The organism is Anoxybacillus sp. FSL W8-1294, from assembly GCF_037965005.1.
In the GTDB taxonomy this organism is placed as follows: Bacteria; Bacillota; Bacilli; order Bacillales; family Anoxybacillaceae; genus Anoxybacillus; species Anoxybacillus flavithermus_G.
In genome coordinates this window covers 2,286,475-2,305,550 of sequence record NZ_CP150179.1, presented here as the reverse complement: position 1 = coordinate 2,305,550, position 19,076 = coordinate 2,286,475, and the positions used below count along the sequence as shown (strand labels likewise).

Here is a 19,076-nt window from a genome sequence, read left to right as displayed (position 1 = left end):
CAATATAAGCGATTACATAACATGAAAGGATGGACATGATGATTAAAAACGATACATTTTTACGTGCCTGTCGCGGAGAAGCGACGGAATACGTTCCTGTTTGGTATATGAGACAAGCAGGGCGTTCGCAACCGGAATACCGCGCGTTGAAAGAAAAATATTCGCTTTTTGAAATTACACACCAACCAGAGCTATGCGCCTATGTGACGCGTTTGCCTGTTGAACAATATAACGTCGATGCGGCCATTTTATATAAAGATATTATGTCACCGCTTCCAGCGATCGGTGTCGATGTCGATATTAAAGCGGGTATCGGACCAGTTATCGACAATCCGATTCGTTCGCTTGCCGATGTCGAACGTCTCGGTGAAATTGATCCAGAAAACGACGTGCCATACGTGCTTGAAACGATTCGCCTATTGACGAAAGAGCAACTGACTGTTCCGCTCATCGGTTTTGCTGGTGCGCCGTTTACTTTAGCAAGCTATATGATTGAAGGTGGGCCTTCGAAAAACTATAATAAAACGAAAGCGTTTATGTATGCGGAACCGAAAGCATGGTTTGCGCTTATGGATAAGCTAGCGGATATGACAATTCGTTACGTGAAAGCGCAAATTCGTGCCGGGGCAAGCGCCATTCAAATTTTCGATTCTTGGGTTGGTGCAGTCAATGTTTCTGATTATCGTCAATTTATTAAACCGACGATGGAGCGTATTTTTACCGCGCTTCGTGACGAACATGTTCCGCTTATTATGTTTGGAGTTGGCGCAAGCCATTTAGCGAAAGAATGGCACGATTTGCCGCTTGATGTCGTCGGTTTAGATTGGCGCTTATCGATTCGTGAAGCGCGCGAGATGGGGCTGACAAAAGCACTGCAAGGCAATTTAGATCCAGCCGTATTGCTTGCCCCATGGGAAGTTATTGAAGCGCGCGTCAAACAAATTTTAGATGAAGGCATGGCGCATGAAGGCGGGTATGTATTTAATTTAGGGCACGGCATTTTCCCACAAATCAAGCCAGAAACGTTAAAACGACTTACAGCGTTTATCCACGATTATTCAGCAAAAAGAAAAGGATGAATAAACGATGTCAAAAAAAGTAATGGGATTGCTTGTCATGGCGTACGGCACGCCGTATAAAGAAGAGGATTTAGAGCGATATTACACGCACATTCGTCATGGTCGCAAACCGTCGGAAGAGATGCTAGCCGATCTTCGCGAGCGTTACGAAGCGATCGGGGGCATCTCACCGCTTGCAGCTATTACAAAACAACAGGCGGAAAAACTTGCCGAGCGACTTAATGAAGTACAAGATGAGATTGAATTTCGCATGTATTTAGGATTAAAGCATATTGAGCCGTTCGTTGAAGATGCCGTTCAGCAAATGCATGAAGATGGGATAAAAGAAGCGGTTTCGATCGTATTAGCGCCGCATTTTTCGACATTTAGTGTCAAATCATATAACGGACGAGCAAAAGAAGAGGCGGCCCGTTTAGGTGGACCGAAGTTGACGTGTGTGGAAAGTTGGTATACTGAACCGAAATTTATTCAATATTGGGCAGAACGGGTAAAAGAAACGTATGCTTCGATGTCTGAACGAGAGCGGGAAAAAGCGGTGTTGATCGTTTCCGCCCACAGCTTGCCTGAAAAAATTATCGCAATGGGAGATCCGTATCCAAAACAACTACAAGAAACAGCCGATTTCATTGCGAAAGAAGCAAGTGTTTCGGAATACGTCATTGGTTGGCAAAGTGCAGGCAATACGCCAGAGCCTTGGCTAGGTCCTGATGTGCAAGATTTAACGCGACAACTATATGAAGAAAAAGGGTACGAGGCATTCGTATACGTTCCAGCAGGATTTGTGTCCGATCATTTAGAAGTGTTGTACGATAACGACATTGAATGTAAACAAGTAACAGATGAACTTGGCGTCAGTTACTATCGCCCGCCGATGCCAAACGCCCATCCACAGTTTATTGACGCCCTTGCAACTGTTGTTTTAAATCATTTACGTAAAGAAGGCGAGTCATTATGAAAAAGAAAGTCGTCATTATTGGCGGTGGGATGACGGGACTTGCGGCAGCGTATTACTTGCAAAAAGAAGCGCGCGAAAAACAGCTGCCCATTTCGTGTGAATTAATTGAAGCGAGTCATCGACTTGGCGGAAAAGTACAAACGGTGTATCGCGATGGTTTTGTCATTGAGCGCGGACCGGATTCTTTTTTGGCACGAAAAATGAGCGCCTCACGCCTTATTCACGAAGTCGGGCTTGAGAAAGAGCTCGTGCATAATACGGCAGGTCAATCGTACATTCTCGTTAATCGAACGCTTCACCCAATTCCAGGCGGAGCGGTGATGGGCATTCCGACGAAGCTTGCACCGTTTGTTGTAACGCGGCTGTTTTCGCCATTTGGAAAGTTGCGAGCTGCAGCTGACTTTGTTTTGCCACCGTTAAAAACGAAGGGGGACGTATCGCTCGGGCAATTTTTCCGCCGTCGTCTCGGAAATGAAGTGGTGGATCGCCTCATTGAACCTTTATTATCAGGCATTTATGCAGGCGATATTGACCAGCTTAGCTTAATGGCAACGTTCCCTCAATATTTCCACTTAGAGCAAAAACACGGAAGTCTCGTGCTCGGCATGAAGCGGTCGATGCCGAAACAAAAAACGAAACAAAAAAGCGACAAAGGCATTTTTCAAACGTTAAAAACGGGGTTGGCTTCGCTTGTCGATGCGATTGAGCAAAAGTTAGAAAAAGGAACGGTGCATAAAGGGGTGCGAGTCGAGCATATCGAAAAGGTCGATGACAAATACGTTTTAACGTTAAGCAACGGGGAGAAAAAAGAAGCGGATAGCGTTGTAGTCGCTGTTCCGCATCAATCATTGCCATCGCTTTTTCCGAATGAAACAACGTTTTCTTCTTTTGAAACGATGCCATCGACGTCTGTTGCAACGGTCGCATTAGCGTTTCCGAAAGAAGCGGTCGCGAAGGATATGAATGGAACGGGATTTGTTGTTTCGCGTGATAGCGATTATACGATTACCGCATGTACGTGGACGCATAAAAAATGGCCACATACGACACCAGAAGGTTACGTCTTGTTGCGTTGTTATGTCGGACGTCCTGGGGATGAGGCGATTGTTGATCAAACAGACGAAGATATCGTTCAAGTCGTGATGGACGATTTAAATAAAGTGATGAATATTACGATGAATCCGATGTTTTCGATTGTGACACGTTGGAAACAATCGATGCCGCAATATACGGTCGGTCATCGTGAACGGATGGAACGGGTGAAACAACATATGCAACAACATCTTCCAGGCATCTTTTTGGCAGGAAGTTCGTATGAAGGGCTTGGGCTCCCGGATTGCATCGATCAAGGGGAAGAGGCAGTTAAAAAAGTATTGCATTATTTAGCTTATACGAAAGAAAAGGTGTCGCTATAAAAGGCACCTTTTTTCTTGCAACTACAGATCATATGTGTTACGATATAAAACGAAATGACCAAAATGTTCATTTAGTCAAAATAAAGGATGAACGCCTATGTCAGATAAAAGAAAACAAATTATTGAAGCGGCAGCAAAGTCATTTTCGTTATTCGGTTATAAGGCAACAACGATCGATCAAGTGGCAAAAATGGCGAATGTCGGAAAAGGGACGATTTACACGTTTTTCAAAAGCAAAGAAGAGCTGCTAGAAGACATCGTTTCTTCTATCATTTCTGAAATTAAGCGTGAGGCAGATGCCGCGATTGATCATCGCTTATCGTTTAATGAAAATGTGCAACGTGCTTTGCAACGCATTTTTACGTTTCGCAAAGAACATGAATTGACGATTAAGCTGTTACAAGAAGTGCGCGATATCGGCACACCAGCTGTACGTGATGTGATGAAGCGACTTGATCGCGAAATGATCGCTTACGTTCGTGAAAAAATTGAAGAAGCGATGGCAAAAGGTGAAATTCGTTCGTGCGATGCGGAATTAACGGCATTTTTAATGTTTAAAATGTATATTGCTTTAAACGTCGATTGGGAAAAAGAACACGAACCGTTGCCACAACAAAAAATTGCTGAACTGTTTGATTTGTATTTATTGAAAGGATTATTTCCACGATGATCCTTCTCTTTTTCGCATGAAATGACTAAATGAACAAATTGGTCAATATTTTAAAAAGGGGGTTGAGTATGTGCATACATTTCGATTATTGATGCAAGAAATAAAAGCAGTCACGTCCAATCGGAAAGTGCTCATTCCGATTATCGCTGTTTTATTTATTCCTCTTTTATACAGCGGTATGTTTTTATGGGCGTTTTGGGATCCGTATGATCATTTAGACGATTTGCCTGTCGCTGTTGTCAATAATGACAAAGGTGCGACATTTGAAGGAGAAGAGCTCCATATTGGTGATGATCTCGTTGACAAGCTAAAAGAAAAGAAACAGTTTGATTGGCATTTTGTAAGCCAAAGTGAAGGGGAAAAAGGATTAAAAGAGCAACGGTATTATATGCTGATTGAAATTCCTGAAGATTTTTCTAAAAACGCAACGACGTTACAAGATGATCACCCGAAAAAGCTTCAACTTATTTACAAGCCGAATGAAGGGTTTAACTTTTTATCTGCTCAAATTGGTGGAACAGCAGTAGAAAAAATTAAAACAGAGGTAGCAAAAACATTAACCGAAACGTACGCCGAAAACATGTTTGAAAACGTAAAAACGTTGGCGGACGGACTAACAAAAGCGAGCGATGGGGCTAACAAATTGCATGACGGATTGATAGATGCAAAAGACGGAACGAACAGGCTATATGATGGGATGAACAAAGCGCAAGATGGCTCCAATGAATTGTATCGCCATTTGGCGACGCTTGCTGAAAAATCAATTACATTTACGGACGGTTTGCACCAAGCAGCTGACGGTTCAATGCAAGTTCAAACCGGTGTTCAAACGCTTCATGATGGAATGAAGCGCATGGTAGATGGGCAAGGACAATTGCTTGCAGGAGCACAGCAAGCAAAAGAAGGAACAGTAAAACTGGCTTTAGGTACAAATCGTATACTTGAAGGAATGAAAGCTCTCGATGCTCGCATGCCACAACTTTTACAAGGCTCAGAGCAATTAAGTGGCGGAACAGAAAAGCTAGTTACATCGCTTGCCGAGTGGCAACAAGGAGCTACGCAAGTTCAAACGGGCGCGACGCAAGTGACAAGCGGGTTAGAGCAACTCGCTGCACAGCTTAATACGCTTATTGCGCAAACGTCAGATCCGGCCCAAAAAGCGGTGTATGAGCAATTAAAACAAAACGTTGTGCAACTATCACTTGGAAGCAAGCGAGTACAGGGTGGAGTTGCGCAGTTAAACGATGGAGCAAAAGCGTTACAAGAGGGAGCGGCATCGTTAAGCGCAGGGGCAAAGCAACTACATGAAGGGCATGCGGCTCTCGATAGCGGCGTAAACGAACTGCTTGCTGGACAACAGCAACTCGCCGATGGCGCAAATGCATTAGTGAACGGACAAGAACAGCTTGTTTCGGGCATGCATACGTTACATGAAAAAATGCAAGAAGCGAAACAAGGGACAGAGAAGCTCGCAAGTGGTGGTCAAACACTTGCTTCTGGTTTGCAAGCTCTTGCGAATGGGGGCGACCAACTGCAAGATGGTACGCATCGGTTAGCGGATGGTGCACAACAATTAGCGAACGGAATGAATGAACTAACAAACGGAACCGAAGCATTACAAGCTGGAATGAATCAGCTTGCAGACGGTTCAGGAGAACTAGCAGATAAATTGAAAGAAGGTGCTGAAAAAGCAAGCAACGTTAAAGCAAACGAAGACGTATATAACATGTTTGCCGAACCGGTGAAAGTAAAAGATAAAAAAATCAATGAAGTGCCAAACTACGGAACAGGGTTTACACCATATTTCTTGTCGTTAGGATTGTTTGTCGGTGCGCTTTTACTTTCGATCGTCTTTCCACTTCGCGAACCGGCTGGAGTGCCACGCTCACCATTTCAATGGTTTTTTGCGAAGTTTGGTGTACTCATTGGTGTGGGTGTGTTACAAGCGCTTCTTGCGGACAGCGTATTGCTTTTCGGGCTTGATTTACAGGTGAAAAGCGTTCCGTTATTTATCGTATTTAGCATCGTGACAAGCATTACCTTTTTATCTGTCATTCAATTTCTCGTGACCGTTTTTGGTGATCCGGGACGATTTATCGGGATTGTCGTCTTAATTTTACAATTGACAACGAGTGCCGGAACGTTCCCGCTTGAGTTAATTCCACGTTCGTTGCAACATTTTAACGCATGGCTTCCAATGACATATTCTGTTTTCGGATTAAAAGCTGTCATTTCAAGCGGTGATTTCTCGTTTATGTGGGAAAACGTCGGCAAATTGCTTATGTTTATCGTCGTTATGATGGCAGGAACGATGACGTATTTTACGATTCAACATCGTCGCCAATTCACAACAATTGTGGAACAAGCTTCTGAAGCGTAATACGCTTCAGAAGCTTTTTTTGATGAAAAAATTTTTAAAAAATTAATTTGCATATACAAGGTGATGTGCGTATAATACGAGTATGAGAACGATTTCATTCGTTTCTTTTCGATTCGAATGAGGGGGGAATGGGAGGATGGCGACGATTGAAGATGTCGCCAAGCTAACAGGGCTTTCACGGACGACGGTTTCGCGCGTTATTAACAATCACCCGTACGTGTCAGAAGAGAAACGAAAGCTCGTGCTTGAAGCGATGGAGAAGTTAGGATATGTACCTAATTCATCGGCGAGAAGTTTGCGGAATCAAAAAACGAGCATTTTAGCGCTATTTATTCCGCGCATTACAAATCCGTTTTTTAGCGAGCTTGTGGAAGCGACAGAAATGGCAGCAGCAGAACATGGTTATCAGCTTATTATTTGTCAGACGCGCTATTCGCCAGAAAAAGAATTAAACTACATGAATTTATTAAAAACAAAACAAGTTGACGGGGTTATTTTAGCCTCCATTCAAAACGAGTGGAAAAAGCTGAAACCTTTTTTACAGTATGGACCGATTGTCCTTTGTAATGAGTTTGATGATCGTGCAAACGTTCCAACCGTTCGGCTCGATCAAGTATACGGGGGATACATAGCGACAAAACATTTGCTCGAACAAGGCCATACGAAAATCGCATACTGTTCCGGCGGTTATCGAAGCAATGTGGCAAAGTCGCGTGAAATCGGTTTTAAAAAGGCGCTGGCGGAGTATAAAGTTTCATTTCATGAGCAGTATGCTTTTCGCGATGCGTTTCATATCGCAGACGGGAATCGTGTATTCCAAAAAATGATGGCGCTTTCAGAGCGACCGACGGCTGTATTCACCGGAAGCGATGAAGTGGCCGCTGGCATTATATCGGAAGCGGTGAAATGCGGCTATCGTATCCCTGAAGACTTAGCAGTCGTCGGTTTCGATAATCAAGCTATTACGGAGTTAACAAACCCAACGATTACGACGGTGCATCAGCCAGTCAAACAAATGGCGCAAAAAGCAGTGGATGTGATCGTTGAAAAAATTCAAACAAAAAAATATGAAACAAAGGAAATTTACGAGTTTCCACTTCAGCTTATTGTGCGCGCATCGACAGTTGGTAGCGAGCTTCGTAAAGGCTAACTCTTTATGAAGCGACAGTGATTGTTACGATTCCGCTCGTCATTATGGTATTATTATTCCAACGCCATATCGTATCGGGCTTAACGTCCGGTTCAGTAAAAGAATAATGGAGAGGGGAGAAGAAGATGGAATCGATTCCAAAAACGAAACAATGGTGGAAAGAAGCAGTTGTATACCAAATTTATCCGCGCAGTTTTAAAGATTCAAATGGGGACGGAATTGGCGATTTGCGCGGCATTATTGAAAAATTAGATTATCTGCAAGAGCTTGGTGTCGATGTCGTTTGGCTGTCGCCTGTTTATAAGTCGCCAAACGACGATAACGGCTATGATATTAGCGATTACCAAGACATTATGGACGAGTTTGGTACGCTCGCTGACTGGGACGAACTGCTTCACGAAATGCATGCCCGCGGGATGAAATTAGTGATGGATTTAGTCGTCAACCATACGTCTGATGAACATCATTGGTTTATTGAATCGCGCAAGTCAAAAGACAATCCGTACCGCGACTATTACATTTGGCGTCCGGGGAAAGATGGGAAAGAGCCGAACAACTGGCAATCATTTTTCAGCGGTTCAGCTTGGCAATATGATGAAGCGACAGGGGAATATTATTTGCATTTATTTTCGAAAAAACAACCAGATTTAAACTGGGAAAACGAAAAGGTGCGCGAAGAAATTTTCAACATGATGACATGGTGGCTAGACCGCGGTATTGACGGATTTCGGATGGATGTTATCAACTTATTATCAAAAGTGGAAGGGTTGCCAGATGCTCCGGTGAAAAATCCTGACGATCGTTATCAATGGGGCGGTCAATATTTTGTGAACGGACCGAAGTTAATGGACTATTTGCGTGAAATGAAAGAGAAAGTGTTAAGTAAATATGACATTATGACGGTCGGAGAAACGCCGATGGTCACAACAGACGATGCGATTCGATTTACGAACGAGCAAGATGGCGTTATGAATATGTTGTTTCAATTTGAGCATATGGATGTTGATTCGAAGCCAGGAAGTCCGCTTGGGAAATGGGACATTCAACCGTGGAAATTGACCGACTTGAAAAAAATTATGAGCAAGTGGCAAGTGGAACTTCACGGAAAAGGGTGGAACTCACTCTATTTAGAAAATCACGATCAACCGCGTTCTGTTTCGCGTTTTGGTGACGACAAAACGTATCGGGTAGAAAGTGCAAAAATGTTAGCGACATGGCTACATATGATGCAAGGAACGCCATACATTTATCAAGGACAAGAAATCGGTATGACGAACGTTTCTTTCCCATCCATTGAATATTATCGTGACGTGGAAACGATTAATTTATGGAACGATGTTGTCGTCAATAAAGGGTATGATCCAGACAAAATATTAAAGGCGATTCATTATCGCGGTCGCGACAATGCACGTACGCCAATGCAATGGGATGCGACAGAACACGCAGGCTTTACGACGGGCACTCCGTGGATTAATGTAAATCCGAATTATCGCGACATTAACGTTGAACAAGCGTTGAAAGATGAAAACTCGGTGTTCCATTATTATAAAAAACTCATTCGCCTTCGAAAAGAACATCCGATTATCGTATACGGTTCATACGAGTTACTTCTTGAAGATGATGAACAAATTTATGCGTACGTACGCAAGTTCAACGATGAACAACTGCTCGTTATCACGAATTTTAGTAGCGAGCAGCCAACATTTACATTGCCGTCACACATCACATTTACGGAAAAACAACTGCTCATTAGCAACTATGCGGTCGATGAAAATGAATCGCTTGACACGATTGTGCTAAAACCGTATGAAGCACGCGTTTATAAATTAAAGTAAAAAAGCAGCCACATTGGCTGCCTTTTTACTTTAACAAGAAACGTTTAAACATTGCGCACAAACATTTCCGTAACATTCATGTTGTTCTTCCATTTCTTCGCCGCACTCGCAACATGTTTTCGGTGGTAACTTTTTATAAAATTCAGACATTTTTTCTAACATAACTCTCCATCCCCTTTGCTTTTGTTGATTTCATTGTATTATAACAGATATATATTTGTCAATAGTTGTTTTATAACATTTGTATATGTGAAATTTGTTCAGAAATTTGGTATTGTGTAGTTGTACACATTTTTGTAAGGAAGGTGAATACATATGAAAGTGACGGTTATCGGTTATTGGGGAGCGTTTCCAAAAAAGAATGAGGCGACGTCATGTTACTTATTTGAACACGACGGTTTTCGTTTATTAGTGGACTGTGGAAGCGGAGCGTTAGCGCAACTTCAAAACGTCATCGACATTGAGCAAATTGATGCGGTTATCATATCGCATTATCATCACGACCATGTCGCAGATATCGGACCGCTTCAATACGCGCGACTCATTAAGAAAAATTTAGGCGCACATTTGCCTGAGCTTCCTATTTATGGACATTCGTTTGATCGGGATGGATTCGCACGCCTTGCTCATAAAGGAGTGACGAAAGCGGTGGCGTACGATCCGAACGATGAGCTTCATATCGGTCCATTTACGATTACGTTTATGCCGACAGAACATCCAGCTGTTTGTTATGCGATGCGCATTTGTGCAGGAGAAAAGACGGTCGTATACACAGCAGATTCTAGTTATTTGCCTGAGTTTGTTCCTTTTGCAAAACATGCGGACGTACTGATTTGCGAATGCAACTTTTATGCCGGGCAACATGCGAAACAAGCAGGGCATATGACGAGCGAGGAAGCGGCAACGATCGCGCGCGACGCTGGTGTTAAAACATTGCTACTAACGCACTTACCTCATTTCGGTAACGTTGAACAACTTGCGGACGAAGCAAAAACGATTTTTCATGGCGACGTGCATATAGCAAAAACGAGATGGACATGGGAAGGGTAGCGATCAGCTACCTTGTTTTTATAATTAAAATTCAGAAAATTTTTAATATAAACTTGACGATGAATCGGAAAGGAGGGAAAATGTAAGTGATAACGCTTACAAAATAATCGGAAATTAACCGTCTGAGATAAAACAGCGTCTGTGCAAACAGATGCTGTTTTTATAAGGGAGGGGAATGAATGCATCCGTTATTTAGCGGTGTTTCAAAACAAGAGATGGAAAAACTTCTTGCTGAGTGCGAACAAAAAACGTTTGAAAAAGATGAAATGATTTTAGCACGGCTGTTGATTATCCAAAATTAGGCATACTCCTCCCATATATTCGGGCATACTCAAATAAGACAGCTGCCATCTCGGATTTCCATTCGAGAGGAAGTTGCCCAGAGAAAAAACGACGGACAAACGAAAGAAAGGTAAGGGACGAGGTTGTCCGTTTTTCCGTTCGATGATATAGCCATCTCAGTAACACATAAGCGATAAATGCCGCAAAAAGTTGGTTGTATACCGCATGCTCGTTGTTGCCAAATAAGGTCGGAACGTTTAGATATTGCTTGATCCATCGGAAAAACACTTCCACTGTCCAACGTTCTTGATACATCTCGGCAATCTTTTCCGCCGATGCCTCTAAGACGTTCGTGACCACACGGATTTCATGCCCGTTCGCATCCTGAAAGATCACGACGCGATGGCGCTTTTTGGAACGACATTGTTTCGTTCCTAACTGGCAAGTAAAATCCGCCACAATAGAAGAAGAGGAGGAAGAAAGGCGCTTTAGGCTCTTTTTTTGATGGATCTCGACATTGTCTTTCATCCGAATCACAAACGGTTGCTTCTGTTCGACAAACCGATCGAGGCGTTCAATTTTAAAGTACGCTCGATCTTCGACAAGAACCGTTTGTACGTCTGTGAGCCGCTCTCCCACCGGTCCATCGTGGCGCAACCCTACGGTTTCTACGATGTCGCTCGGCATTTGTTGCTCAGGGGAATACGCGACGTGCATTTTCACTCCGGATCGTTCCCCATGATAGGGTGCCCATGTCAGGCGGTTTTTCCCCACGGTGACGGTCGTGGAGTCTACTATACGCAATGCTTTTGGAAAGCGAAGCGAACGGCGGGTTTGGCGATTGCACTTAGAAACAACCAAAGCAAATAAGCGCTTCATCACCTCGTACGGAACTTCTTTCGCTTTCTTAGAAACCGTCGAGTAATGAAACGTCGGCAATCCGTACATTTTCGCCACATCGGCACCATGACGGAAACTTTTCCATTCGTGAAGTGCCGCCAGCAGAAAAAAATCAACCAACGTGCGCACCGTAAACGTCCGCGAAGTGTCATGGTAGCCAACGGCTTCGGTAATCGACTGGAGATCTTCATCAGAAACAATTTTTTGCATCAAATTTGGGAGTGTGGTATGCTTGTGCATAGAGAGCACCTCCTAGGTTTGTTTGTGTTGTTACTTACATTCTACAGGAAAGGTGCTCTTTTTTCTATGTTTTTTATGGATATTATTGGTTAATCAACACGCCTGTGATTTTAGGAAAAAATGAGCGGCGTAAAGGTCTTGTCTTGTTGCTTGACGGGGTAGCGGAAGTGTACGTCGAGCACGAAGGATATGATGAAGTGCTTGAAGTTGTGCAAAAAGGGGGATTGATCGGTTTTTCAAGCTTAGCTGATTTTTTAGGTGCGTCAAAAGGAGGAAAAGAAGAGCTTGTCGCTGTGCGCGCTGCCGAACGATGTGACGTGCTTGTCATTCCGTTTTCCGTTTTAGCGCGGTTATGGGATGATCCGAATGTACACGATTACTTGCTTACACAGGCGTGCGTCCGTTTAAAAGACGTATACGTTTCGCTTGCAGAACAAATAAAGCAGGCGCGGAAATTCGGTGATTCAACATCATTTGTCGTACCCGTACAAGATTTAATGGTTCGCGATGTCGTCACTCTTCCACCAACGGCGACTGTGCAAGAGGCGGCAAAAAAAATGGCAGCGACCCATATTAGTTCCATTGTCGTGACGAACGAACAAAAATTGTGCGGGATTTTAACAGAAACTGATCTTGTCGAACGAGTGCTCGGACAGTCTCTTCCGTACGATACGGTTGTTGAACAGGTGATGACAAAAGATGTGGCGACGATTTCGCGCTTTGCGTATTATTACGATGCGCTTGCGATGATGATTGAGCGCGGAGTAAAACATTTGCCGGTTGTTGACGATGAAAAAGTACAAGGAATAGTGACGTTTTCTGATTTAATGCGAAAGAAAAACGAAAGCATCATGCGTACCATTCAACAAATTGATTATGCAGATGAACAGACGTTACCAAAAATGAAAACTGCCATTTACGAGTTATTAGCGACGATGCTACGCGATCAAGTACCAATTGCACAATGTTTAAATATGATTACGAAATTATACGATCGGCTCGTATGGCGTTGTATGGCGTTAGCGCTAAACGAAGTAGGGGAGCCGCCGTGTCGCTTTGCTTTTTATTTAATGGGTTCAGGTGGACGGAGAGAGCAATTTTTATTGACCGATCAGGACCATTTTCTCGTCTATGAAAGCGACGAATATGCTTCGTATTTTGCTCAGCTTGGTGAGGCGATGGTGCGCTTTATGGAGAAGGCTGGATATGAGCGATGCAAAGGAAAAATGATGGCGAGTGAAGAAGCGTGGCGCGGTTCTCTTGAAGTGTGGAGAGACAGGCTGCGCGAGTGGATGATTCATGCGACAAATGACAATTTGTTATTGGCGCAAAACTTTTTTTCATATCGGTTTGTATATGGGGAAATAGAGTTGCATCGCGCGTTTGAACAGATGATTCGCGAACAGTTGAACCGTGCGAAAATGTTTTTCTTCCGCCTTGTCGAAGTGGAAAGGCAGCATGAAATTCCAACGCTTGATCGCCCGATTCGCTCGCTCTTTGGGCTCGAACGAAAAACGATTGATATGAAAAAAGAAGTGCTGTTTCCATATCACCATAGCGTGCAAATTTTAGGGCTCATTTACGGGGTTGTGTCTGGCACACCGTTCGAACGGATTGAGAAGCTAAAAGACAAACATGCGTTGTCTCCGTCGTTTGCGAAAGACGTACAAAAAGCTGCCGAAAACGTATTAGCCATTTACGTTCGCCATAAATGGAATCAATATAAAGCAAATCAACAAGCATCATCGGTTTTATCGTTTACGACAATGACAACGCGAGAGAAAGATGAATTGATTTTAAGTTTAAAAACGTTAAAACAACTACAAACGCAGCTATTGTCTCGTTTTTAAGGGGGATGAACATGTTTTTTTTACGAAAGGCGATTGACTGCAAGTTGAACGACAACATCCCGTTATCGACACCGATCGATGATATTATTTTTACCGTATTTGATACAGAAACGACGGGATTTGATGTCGCAACGACCGATCGATTAATTGAAATTGGTGCGGTGCAAGTGAAAGGAACGACGGTGCTTGAAAATGAGACGTTTCATACGTATGTGAATCCAAACCGCGACATTCCGCCTGTCATTGTAGAGTTAACAGGCATTACGGAAGAAAAAGTGCGACATGCCCCCATCGCAATCGAGGTGTTGCAACAATTTTTCCAGTTTGTTGAACAAAAACAAAGCGCCTGTTTTGTCGGCCATTACATTCCATTCGATTTATTGGTCATCAAACATGAATTGCGCCGCAAAAAAATGAAATTTCATAAGCCGACGTTTATTGATACGCTCGATTTAATTGGCTTTATTGCGCCATCATATGATATGCGCGATTTAGAGCGCTATGCACAAGCGTTCGGTACGCGCATGTACGAGCGACATTCCGCCCTTGGCGATGCGCTAACGACCGCGTATTTATTCGTTGAGCTATTAGAACAATTTCGCGTGCGCGGTTATCGAACATGGGGAGAACTGTTGCGCGCCACAGATAGCCAAATGCGGTCGTTGTCGTTTTAACGGGGAGAGCCCCCGTTTTCTTTTTTTACCCACCTAGGAGAGGAAAGACGTGATCGTTTGCACGACAATGTCCTACTTGCTTGTTTTTTTATTTTAAAATATAATACATTTAGAATTTTTTTAATTTTAAAATGAATGACTATTCATTCATTAAGAGGGGTGGGGAGAAAATGAATTTAGTTTCACGGTTAGAACAAATCGCATCACAAAAGCCGGACAAGCGAGCATACGTGTTTGAAACAACTGAGGCGACGTATGGCGAGTTGAACGGAGCAGTTATGAAGTTTGCGAGCGGTCTAGCAAAGCTCGGGGTAAACAAAGGAGACCATGTGGCGTTGTTATTAGGCAATTCACCGTATTTTATCGTCAGTTTGTACGGGGCGATGCGCGCAGGGGCGACAGTCATTCCAATTAATCCAATTTATACAGCTGATGAAATTCATTACATTTTAACGAACGGCGATGTAAAAGTTGTCATTGCGCTTGATCTAGTCATTCCGACGCTGATGAAGCTTGACGGACGCTTACCGAGCGTCGAGCATATCATTATTTGCGAAACGCCGCAAGGAAAAGAACATGGAATCGTTTTGCCCGAAAAAATGAAATCGTTTACAACGGTGTTAGCGACAGGTGAAGTTCCGTTTTTCGGGCCAGAGCTTCACGATGATGATGTGGCGGTCATTTTATATACATCAGGGACGACTGGAAAGCCGAAAGGAGCGATGTTGACGCATAAAAATCTTTACAGCAACGCTCAAGATGTAGCTGATTACCTAAAAATAAACGAAGATGACCGCGTCATTGCGACGTTGCCGATGTTTCATGTGTTTTGTTTAACGGTTGCGCTTAATGCACCGCTTATGAATGGCGGAACGGTGCTGATTCTCCCGAAATTTAGCCCAGCGGAAGTGTTTAAAGTAGCGCGTGAACAAAAAGCGACGGTGTTTGCAGGCGTACCGACGATGTATAACTTTTTATATCAGTATCCAGACGGAAAAGCGGAAGACTTTGCACATATGCGTCTATGCATTTCAGGCGGTGCGTCAATGCCTGTTGCATTATTGAAAAACTTTGAGAAAAAGTTTCAGGTGATCGTTTCCGAAGGGTATGGACTTTCAGAAGCTTCGCCAGTTACATGTTTTAATCCGCTCGATCGTCCGCGCAAACCAGGCTCGATCGGAACGAGCATTATGAATGTCGAAAATAAAATTGTCAATGAATTAGGAGAAGAAGTACCTGTTGGGGAAGTGGGGGAACTCATCGTACGCGGTCCGAATGTGATGAAAGGATATTATAAAATGCCAGAAGAAACAGCGCATACGATTCGGGATGGCTGGCTATATACAGGCGACTTAGCGAAAATGGATGAAGAAGGGTATTTTTATATTGTCGATCGGAAAAAAGATATGATTATCGTCGGTGGGTATAACGTATATCCACGTGAAGTGGAAGAAGTATTGTACAGCCATCCAGATGTTGTTGAAGCGGCTGTCATTGGCGTCCCTGATCCGAATTTTGGTGAAGCGGTGAAATGTTACGTTGTGAGTAAAAATAAACAGTTGACTGAACAACAGCTGATTGCTTATTGTAGCGAGCATTTAGCGAAATATAAAGTACCGAGTTCAATTGAATTTTTAGATGAATTGCCAAAAAATACGACAGGAAAAATTTTAAGACGCGCATTAAAAGAACAAGTCGTCTCCCAAAGCGGTGCACAATAAGCACCGTTTTATTTTTTATGAAAATTTCAAGAATTTACTTGATATTTAGAAAATATATTTGTATAATTTAACGCATAAAAGCGAAACAGCGAAAAAGTAAGGGGGATACAAATGAAGTGGTTGAAAACGTGTGGGGCGTTGTTGCTTGCCGGCAGCGTGCTTGCTGGATGTTCCGAAGAGAAAACGACGAAAGAAACGAGTGGGGAAAAAGAAAAAACGTATAAAGTCGGCGTGACGCAAATTGTTGAACATCCATCGCTTGATGCGGCGTTTAACGGATTTAAAAAGGCGCTTGAAGATAAAGGATTAAAAGTGGAATACGATGTGCAAATTGCGCAAGGAGATATGAACAATAACCAAACGATCGCAAACAACTTTGTGGCAGATGGCGTCGATTTAATCTTCGCGAACTCAACACCGAGTGCGCTTGGTGCATTAAATGCAACGAAAGATATTCCGATCGTCTTTACGTCTGTGACGGATCCGGTTGGCGCGAAGCTTGTACAGTCGATGGAAAAGCCGGGCGGAAACGTGACAGGAACGACAGATACACATCCAGACGCCATTCCGAAAACGGTGCAATTTATTGATCAATTTGTTGATGGCAACCGTGTCGGTATGATTTATAACTCGGGAGAGCAAAACTCCGTCGCGCAAGTGGATGCGGTGAAAAAAGCGATGGAGGGAACCGATTTAACGATCGTACCTGTGTCGGTGTCGACGTCGGCGGAAGTGAAGCAAGCAGCGGAATCGTTAGTCGGCAAAGTGGATTGTTTTTATGTTATTACAGACAATACTGTTGTTTCTGCACTTGAATCCGTCATTCAAGTTGCAAACGATCAAGACATCCCGCTTTTCGTCGGTGAGTTAGACTCGGTAAAACGCGGTGGTTTTGCGGCATACGGCTTTGACTACTACGATATCGGTTATGAAGCAGGAGTGATGGCAGCTGACATTTTAGAAGGAAAGAAAAAACCGTCCGAACTTCCAGTGCAATATCCGCAAAAGTTAAAGCTTGTCATTAATAAAAAAGCAGCGCAAGAGATGGGTGTGGAATGGAGAAGCGAATGGGATAGCATGGCGGAATTCATTGAATAACGTAAAGGATGGATCGTATGATTACAGCATTGTTTAGTTCCGTAGAAGCAGGATTGTTATATGCGCTTATGGCGCTTGGTGTGTATATATCGTTTCGTATTTTAGATTTTCCCGATTTGACGGTCGACGGAAGCTTTGTGACGGGAGCGGCTGTTGCTTCCGTCCTTATCGTCGCTGGTGTCAATCCGTTTATTGCTTCGCTTGCAGCGCTTGGGGCGGGCTTTCTTGCAGGATGTATGACAGGTCTTTTGCATACGAAAGGAAAAATTAATCCGTTGTTGTCCGGCATTTTAATGATGATCGCTTTATATTCAATCAACTTGCGCATTATGGGGAAACCGAACGTTCCGCTTTTGCAGCAAGAAACTGTGATGACGATGGTGACAGCTCAATTTCAACGAGTGGATGCAGCGCTAGCGATGATCGTTCCGTTCGCTCCGAAAACATGGGCGGTTATCGTTTTTGGAACGTTGTTAGTAGTGATCGCTAAAGTCGTTATTGATTTATTTTTAAAAACGGAAGTCGGGTTAGCATTACGAGCAGTCGGCGACAATAAAAAAATGATTGCTAGTTTTTCAGGCAATACAGACCGTTTAACTATCATCGGGCTTGGCTTGTCAAACGCACTTGTCGCATTCTCAGGCGCGTTGATTGCGCAATATAGCGGATTTAGCGACATTGGCATGGGCATTGGAATGATCGTCATCGGTTTAGCGTCAGTTATTATCGGGGAAGCGCTGTTTGGGGCGAAAACGATTGTACGGGCGACGCTTGCTGTCATTTTAGGGGCGATCGTATATCGCATAGTCATTACGCTGGCGTTACGTGTCCAATTTTTAGAAACAGGTGATGTAAAGCTCATTACCGCCTTCATCGTCATTTTAGCGCTCGTTGTTCCGCAAATGGTCGCAGCGCGTGCGGAAAAACAGCGAAAAGCGAGAAAGCGAGGTGCAGCCGTTGCTTCAACTCAAGCAGATTACGAAAGTATTTAACGAAGGAACGCTTGATGAAAAAATCGCGTTAAAACATATCGAGCTGTCGCTTCAGCCGGGTGATTTTGTTACAATTATCGGCAGCAACGGGGCTGGGAAATCGACGTTAATGAACATTATTTCAGGGCGACTGGCGCCAGATACAGGGGAAGTAGTGATTGATGGAAAAGATGTGACAATGATGAGTGAACATGAGCGAGCGCGCTATATTGGGCGTGTCTTCCAAGATCCGATGGCAGGAACTGCGCCAAATATGACGATCGAGGAAAACTTAGCGATCGCTTATAACCGAACAGAAAAGCGGACGCTTCGTTTCGGTGTGACGAAAAAGCGGCGCGAATTTTTTAAAGAAACGCTTGCTACGCTTCAGCTTGGATTAGAAAATCGTCTGCACGCCAAAGTCGGTTTGTTATCTGGTGGGGAAAGACAGGCGTTGTCGCTGTTAATGGCGACGTTTACGAAACCGCATGTGCTACTTCTTGATGAACATACCGCAGCGTTAGACCCAGCGCGCGCCCAGCTCATTACGGACTTGACGAAACAAATTGTTGAACAATATCGCTTAACGACGTTAATGGTGACGCATAATATGGAGCAAGCCGTCCAATTAGGCAACCGACTTATTATGATGGATGGTGGACAAATCATTTTTGAAGCAAGTGGAGAAGAAAAGAAAAAACTGACGGTTGAAAAGCTTTTACAAGAGTTTCAGCGCATTCGCGGCAGTCAGTTCGCGAGCGATCGCGCGGTGCTCGTATAAAAAATCCCCGAGTTACACCGGGGAT

General features: G+C 43.6%; 17 protein-coding genes and 1 pseudogene. 16 read left to right on the top strand and 2 right to left on the bottom strand.

Translation table 11 applies throughout. From position 1 onward, the window contains the following. The first annotated feature begins 29 nt into the window (after positions 1-29). From hemE to NSQ23_RS12205, 8 genes and pseudogenes are all read left to right on the top strand, one after another. Positions 30-1,079 (top strand): uroporphyrinogen decarboxylase, encoded by a 1,050-nt coding sequence (gene hemE, locus NSQ23_RS12240; protein WP_006319083.1) that lies wholly within the window; start codon positions 30-32, stop codon positions 1,077-1,079. Between the two features lie 7 nt (positions 1,080-1,086). Continuing rightward, the gene (gene hemH / locus NSQ23_RS12235) at positions 1,087-2,034 is read left to right on the top strand and encodes a ferrochelatase (protein ID WP_004892110.1); all 948 of its coding nucleotides are present in this window, start codon (positions 1,087-1,089) and stop codon (positions 2,032-2,034) included. Next, the gene (gene hemY, locus NSQ23_RS12230; RefSeq protein WP_192948503.1) at positions 2,031-3,449 is read left to right on the top strand and encodes a protoporphyrinogen oxidase; all 1,419 of its coding nucleotides are present in this window, start codon (positions 2,031-2,033) and stop codon (positions 3,447-3,449) included. The genes hemH and hemY overlap by 4 nt, the downstream gene beginning before the upstream one ends. A 97-nt stretch (positions 3,450-3,546) precedes the next feature. Continuing rightward, positions 3,547-4,119 (top strand): TetR/AcrR family transcriptional regulator, encoded by a 573-nt coding sequence (locus NSQ23_RS12225; RefSeq protein ID WP_004892104.1) that lies wholly within the window; start codon positions 3,547-3,549, stop codon positions 4,117-4,119. A gap of 70 nt (positions 4,120-4,189) precedes the next feature. Continuing rightward, positions 4,190-6,499, top strand: a complete 2,310-nt coding sequence (locus NSQ23_RS12220) for a YhgE/Pip domain-containing protein (protein ID WP_339170959.1) — start codon at positions 4,190-4,192, stop codon at positions 6,497-6,499. Between the two features lie 136 nt (positions 6,500-6,635). Next, the gene (locus NSQ23_RS12215; RefSeq protein ID WP_339170958.1) at positions 6,636-7,649 is read left to right on the top strand and encodes a LacI family DNA-binding transcriptional regulator; all 1,014 of its coding nucleotides are present in this window, start codon (positions 6,636-6,638) and stop codon (positions 7,647-7,649) included. A gap of 11 nt (positions 7,650-7,660) precedes the next feature. Continuing rightward, a pseudogene (locus NSQ23_RS12210) lies at positions 7,661-7,756 on the top strand (carbohydrate ABC transporter permease); the annotation flags it as partial. A gap of 18 nt (positions 7,757-7,774) precedes the next feature. Continuing rightward, a complete protein-coding gene (locus NSQ23_RS12205; RefSeq protein ID WP_339170956.1) occupies positions 7,775-9,484 on the top strand; it encodes an alpha-glucosidase in 1,710 nt (569 codons plus the stop codon). Between the two features lie 30 nt (positions 9,485-9,514). On the opposite strand, the gene yhfH is transcribed toward NSQ23_RS12205, so the two are convergent. Next, positions 9,515-9,646, bottom strand: coding sequence for a protein YhfH (gene yhfH, locus NSQ23_RS12200; protein WP_064498958.1), 132 nt, complete (start codon positions 9,644-9,646; stop codon positions 9,515-9,517). Between the two features lie 153 nt (positions 9,647-9,799). Here yhfH and NSQ23_RS12195 point away from each other — a divergent pair, with 153 nt between their 5' ends. Further along, positions 9,800-10,534 (top strand): MBL fold metallo-hydrolase, encoded by a 735-nt coding sequence (locus NSQ23_RS12195; protein ID WP_128999813.1) that lies wholly within the window; start codon positions 9,800-9,802, stop codon positions 10,532-10,534. A 179-nt stretch (positions 10,535-10,713) separates the two neighbouring features. Further along, positions 10,714-10,836 (top strand): hypothetical protein, encoded by a 123-nt coding sequence (locus tag NSQ23_RS12190; protein WP_339170953.1) that lies wholly within the window; start codon positions 10,714-10,716, stop codon positions 10,834-10,836. Here the strand turns inward: NSQ23_RS12190 and NSQ23_RS12185 are convergent. Further along, positions 10,823-11,956 carry an IS4 family transposase gene (locus tag NSQ23_RS12185; RefSeq protein ID WP_064214037.1) on the bottom strand — a complete coding sequence of 378 codons (1,134 nt, stop codon included), beginning with the start codon at positions 11,954-11,956 and terminating at the stop codon, positions 10,823-10,825. The genes NSQ23_RS12190 and NSQ23_RS12185 overlap by 14 nt on opposite strands. 104 nt (positions 11,957-12,060) lie before the next feature. Between NSQ23_RS12185 and NSQ23_RS12180 the strand changes: the two genes are divergently transcribed. The 6 genes from NSQ23_RS12180 to NSQ23_RS12155 all read left to right on the top strand — a co-directional run bounded on the left by NSQ23_RS12180 (position 12,061) and on the right by NSQ23_RS12155 (position 19,051). Continuing rightward, positions 12,061-13,806, top strand: coding sequence for a DUF294 nucleotidyltransferase-like domain-containing protein (locus NSQ23_RS12180; RefSeq protein WP_339170951.1), 1,746 nt, complete (start codon positions 12,061-12,063; stop codon positions 13,804-13,806). Between the two features lie 11 nt (positions 13,807-13,817). Continuing rightward, entirely contained in the window at positions 13,818-14,480 is a 663-nt protein-coding gene (locus NSQ23_RS12175; protein WP_339170950.1) for a 3'-5' exonuclease, read from the top strand. Between the two features lie 170 nt (positions 14,481-14,650). Continuing rightward, the gene (locus NSQ23_RS12170) at positions 14,651-16,201 is read left to right on the top strand and encodes a fatty acid--CoA ligase family protein (protein WP_339170949.1); all 1,551 of its coding nucleotides are present in this window, start codon (positions 14,651-14,653) and stop codon (positions 16,199-16,201) included. A gap of 111 nt (positions 16,202-16,312) precedes the next feature. Further along, positions 16,313-17,299, top strand: coding sequence for an ABC transporter substrate-binding protein (locus NSQ23_RS12165; protein WP_339170948.1), 987 nt, complete (start codon positions 16,313-16,315; stop codon positions 17,297-17,299). A 17-nt stretch (positions 17,300-17,316) separates the two neighbouring features. Continuing rightward, entirely contained in the window at positions 17,317-18,291 is a 975-nt protein-coding gene (locus NSQ23_RS12160) for an ABC transporter permease (protein WP_004892080.1), read from the top strand. After that, entirely contained in the window at positions 18,257-19,051 is a 795-nt protein-coding gene (locus NSQ23_RS12155) for an ABC transporter ATP-binding protein (protein WP_339170947.1), read from the top strand. The genes NSQ23_RS12160 and NSQ23_RS12155 overlap by 35 nt, the downstream gene beginning before the upstream one ends. The last annotated feature ends 25 nt before the right edge of the window (positions 19,052-19,076 follow it).

Bases quoted from the DNA above. Each gene is read 5' to 3' on its own strand.
- hemE (WP_006319083.1), top strand. From the start codon at position 30: ATGGACATGATGATTAAAAACGATACATTTTTACGTGCCTGTCGCGGA.
- hemH (WP_004892110.1), top strand. From the start codon at position 1,087: ATGTCAAAAAAAGTAATGGGATTGCTTGTCATGGCGTACGGCACGCCG.
- hemY (WP_192948503.1), top strand. From the start codon at position 2,031: ATGAAAAAGAAAGTCGTCATTATTGGCGGTGGGATGACGGGACTTGCG.
- NSQ23_RS12225 (WP_004892104.1), top strand. From the start codon at position 3,547: ATGTCAGATAAAAGAAAACAAATTATTGAAGCGGCAGCAAAGTCATTT.
- NSQ23_RS12215 (WP_339170958.1), top strand. From the start codon at position 6,636: ATGGCGACGATTGAAGATGTCGCCAAGCTAACAGGGCTTTCACGGACG.
- NSQ23_RS12205 (WP_339170956.1), top strand. From the start codon at position 7,775: ATGGAATCGATTCCAAAAACGAAACAATGGTGGAAAGAAGCAGTTGTA.
- yhfH (WP_064498958.1), bottom strand. From the start codon at position 9,646: ATGTTAGAAAAAATGTCTGAATTTTATAAAAAGTTACCACCGAAAACA.
- NSQ23_RS12195 (WP_128999813.1), top strand. From the start codon at position 9,800: ATGAAAGTGACGGTTATCGGTTATTGGGGAGCGTTTCCAAAAAAGAAT.
- NSQ23_RS12190 (WP_339170953.1), top strand. From the start codon at position 10,714: ATGCATCCGTTATTTAGCGGTGTTTCAAAACAAGAGATGGAAAAACTT.
- NSQ23_RS12185 (WP_064214037.1), bottom strand. From the start codon at position 11,956: ATGCACAAGCATACCACACTCCCAAATTTGATGCAAAAAATTGTTTCT.
- NSQ23_RS12175 (WP_339170950.1), top strand. From the start codon at position 13,818: ATGTTTTTTTTACGAAAGGCGATTGACTGCAAGTTGAACGACAACATC.
- NSQ23_RS12170 (WP_339170949.1), top strand. From the start codon at position 14,651: ATGAATTTAGTTTCACGGTTAGAACAAATCGCATCACAAAAGCCGGAC.
- NSQ23_RS12165 (WP_339170948.1), top strand. From the start codon at position 16,313: ATGAAGTGGTTGAAAACGTGTGGGGCGTTGTTGCTTGCCGGCAGCGTG.
- NSQ23_RS12160 (WP_004892080.1), top strand. From the start codon at position 17,317: ATGATTACAGCATTGTTTAGTTCCGTAGAAGCAGGATTGTTATATGCG.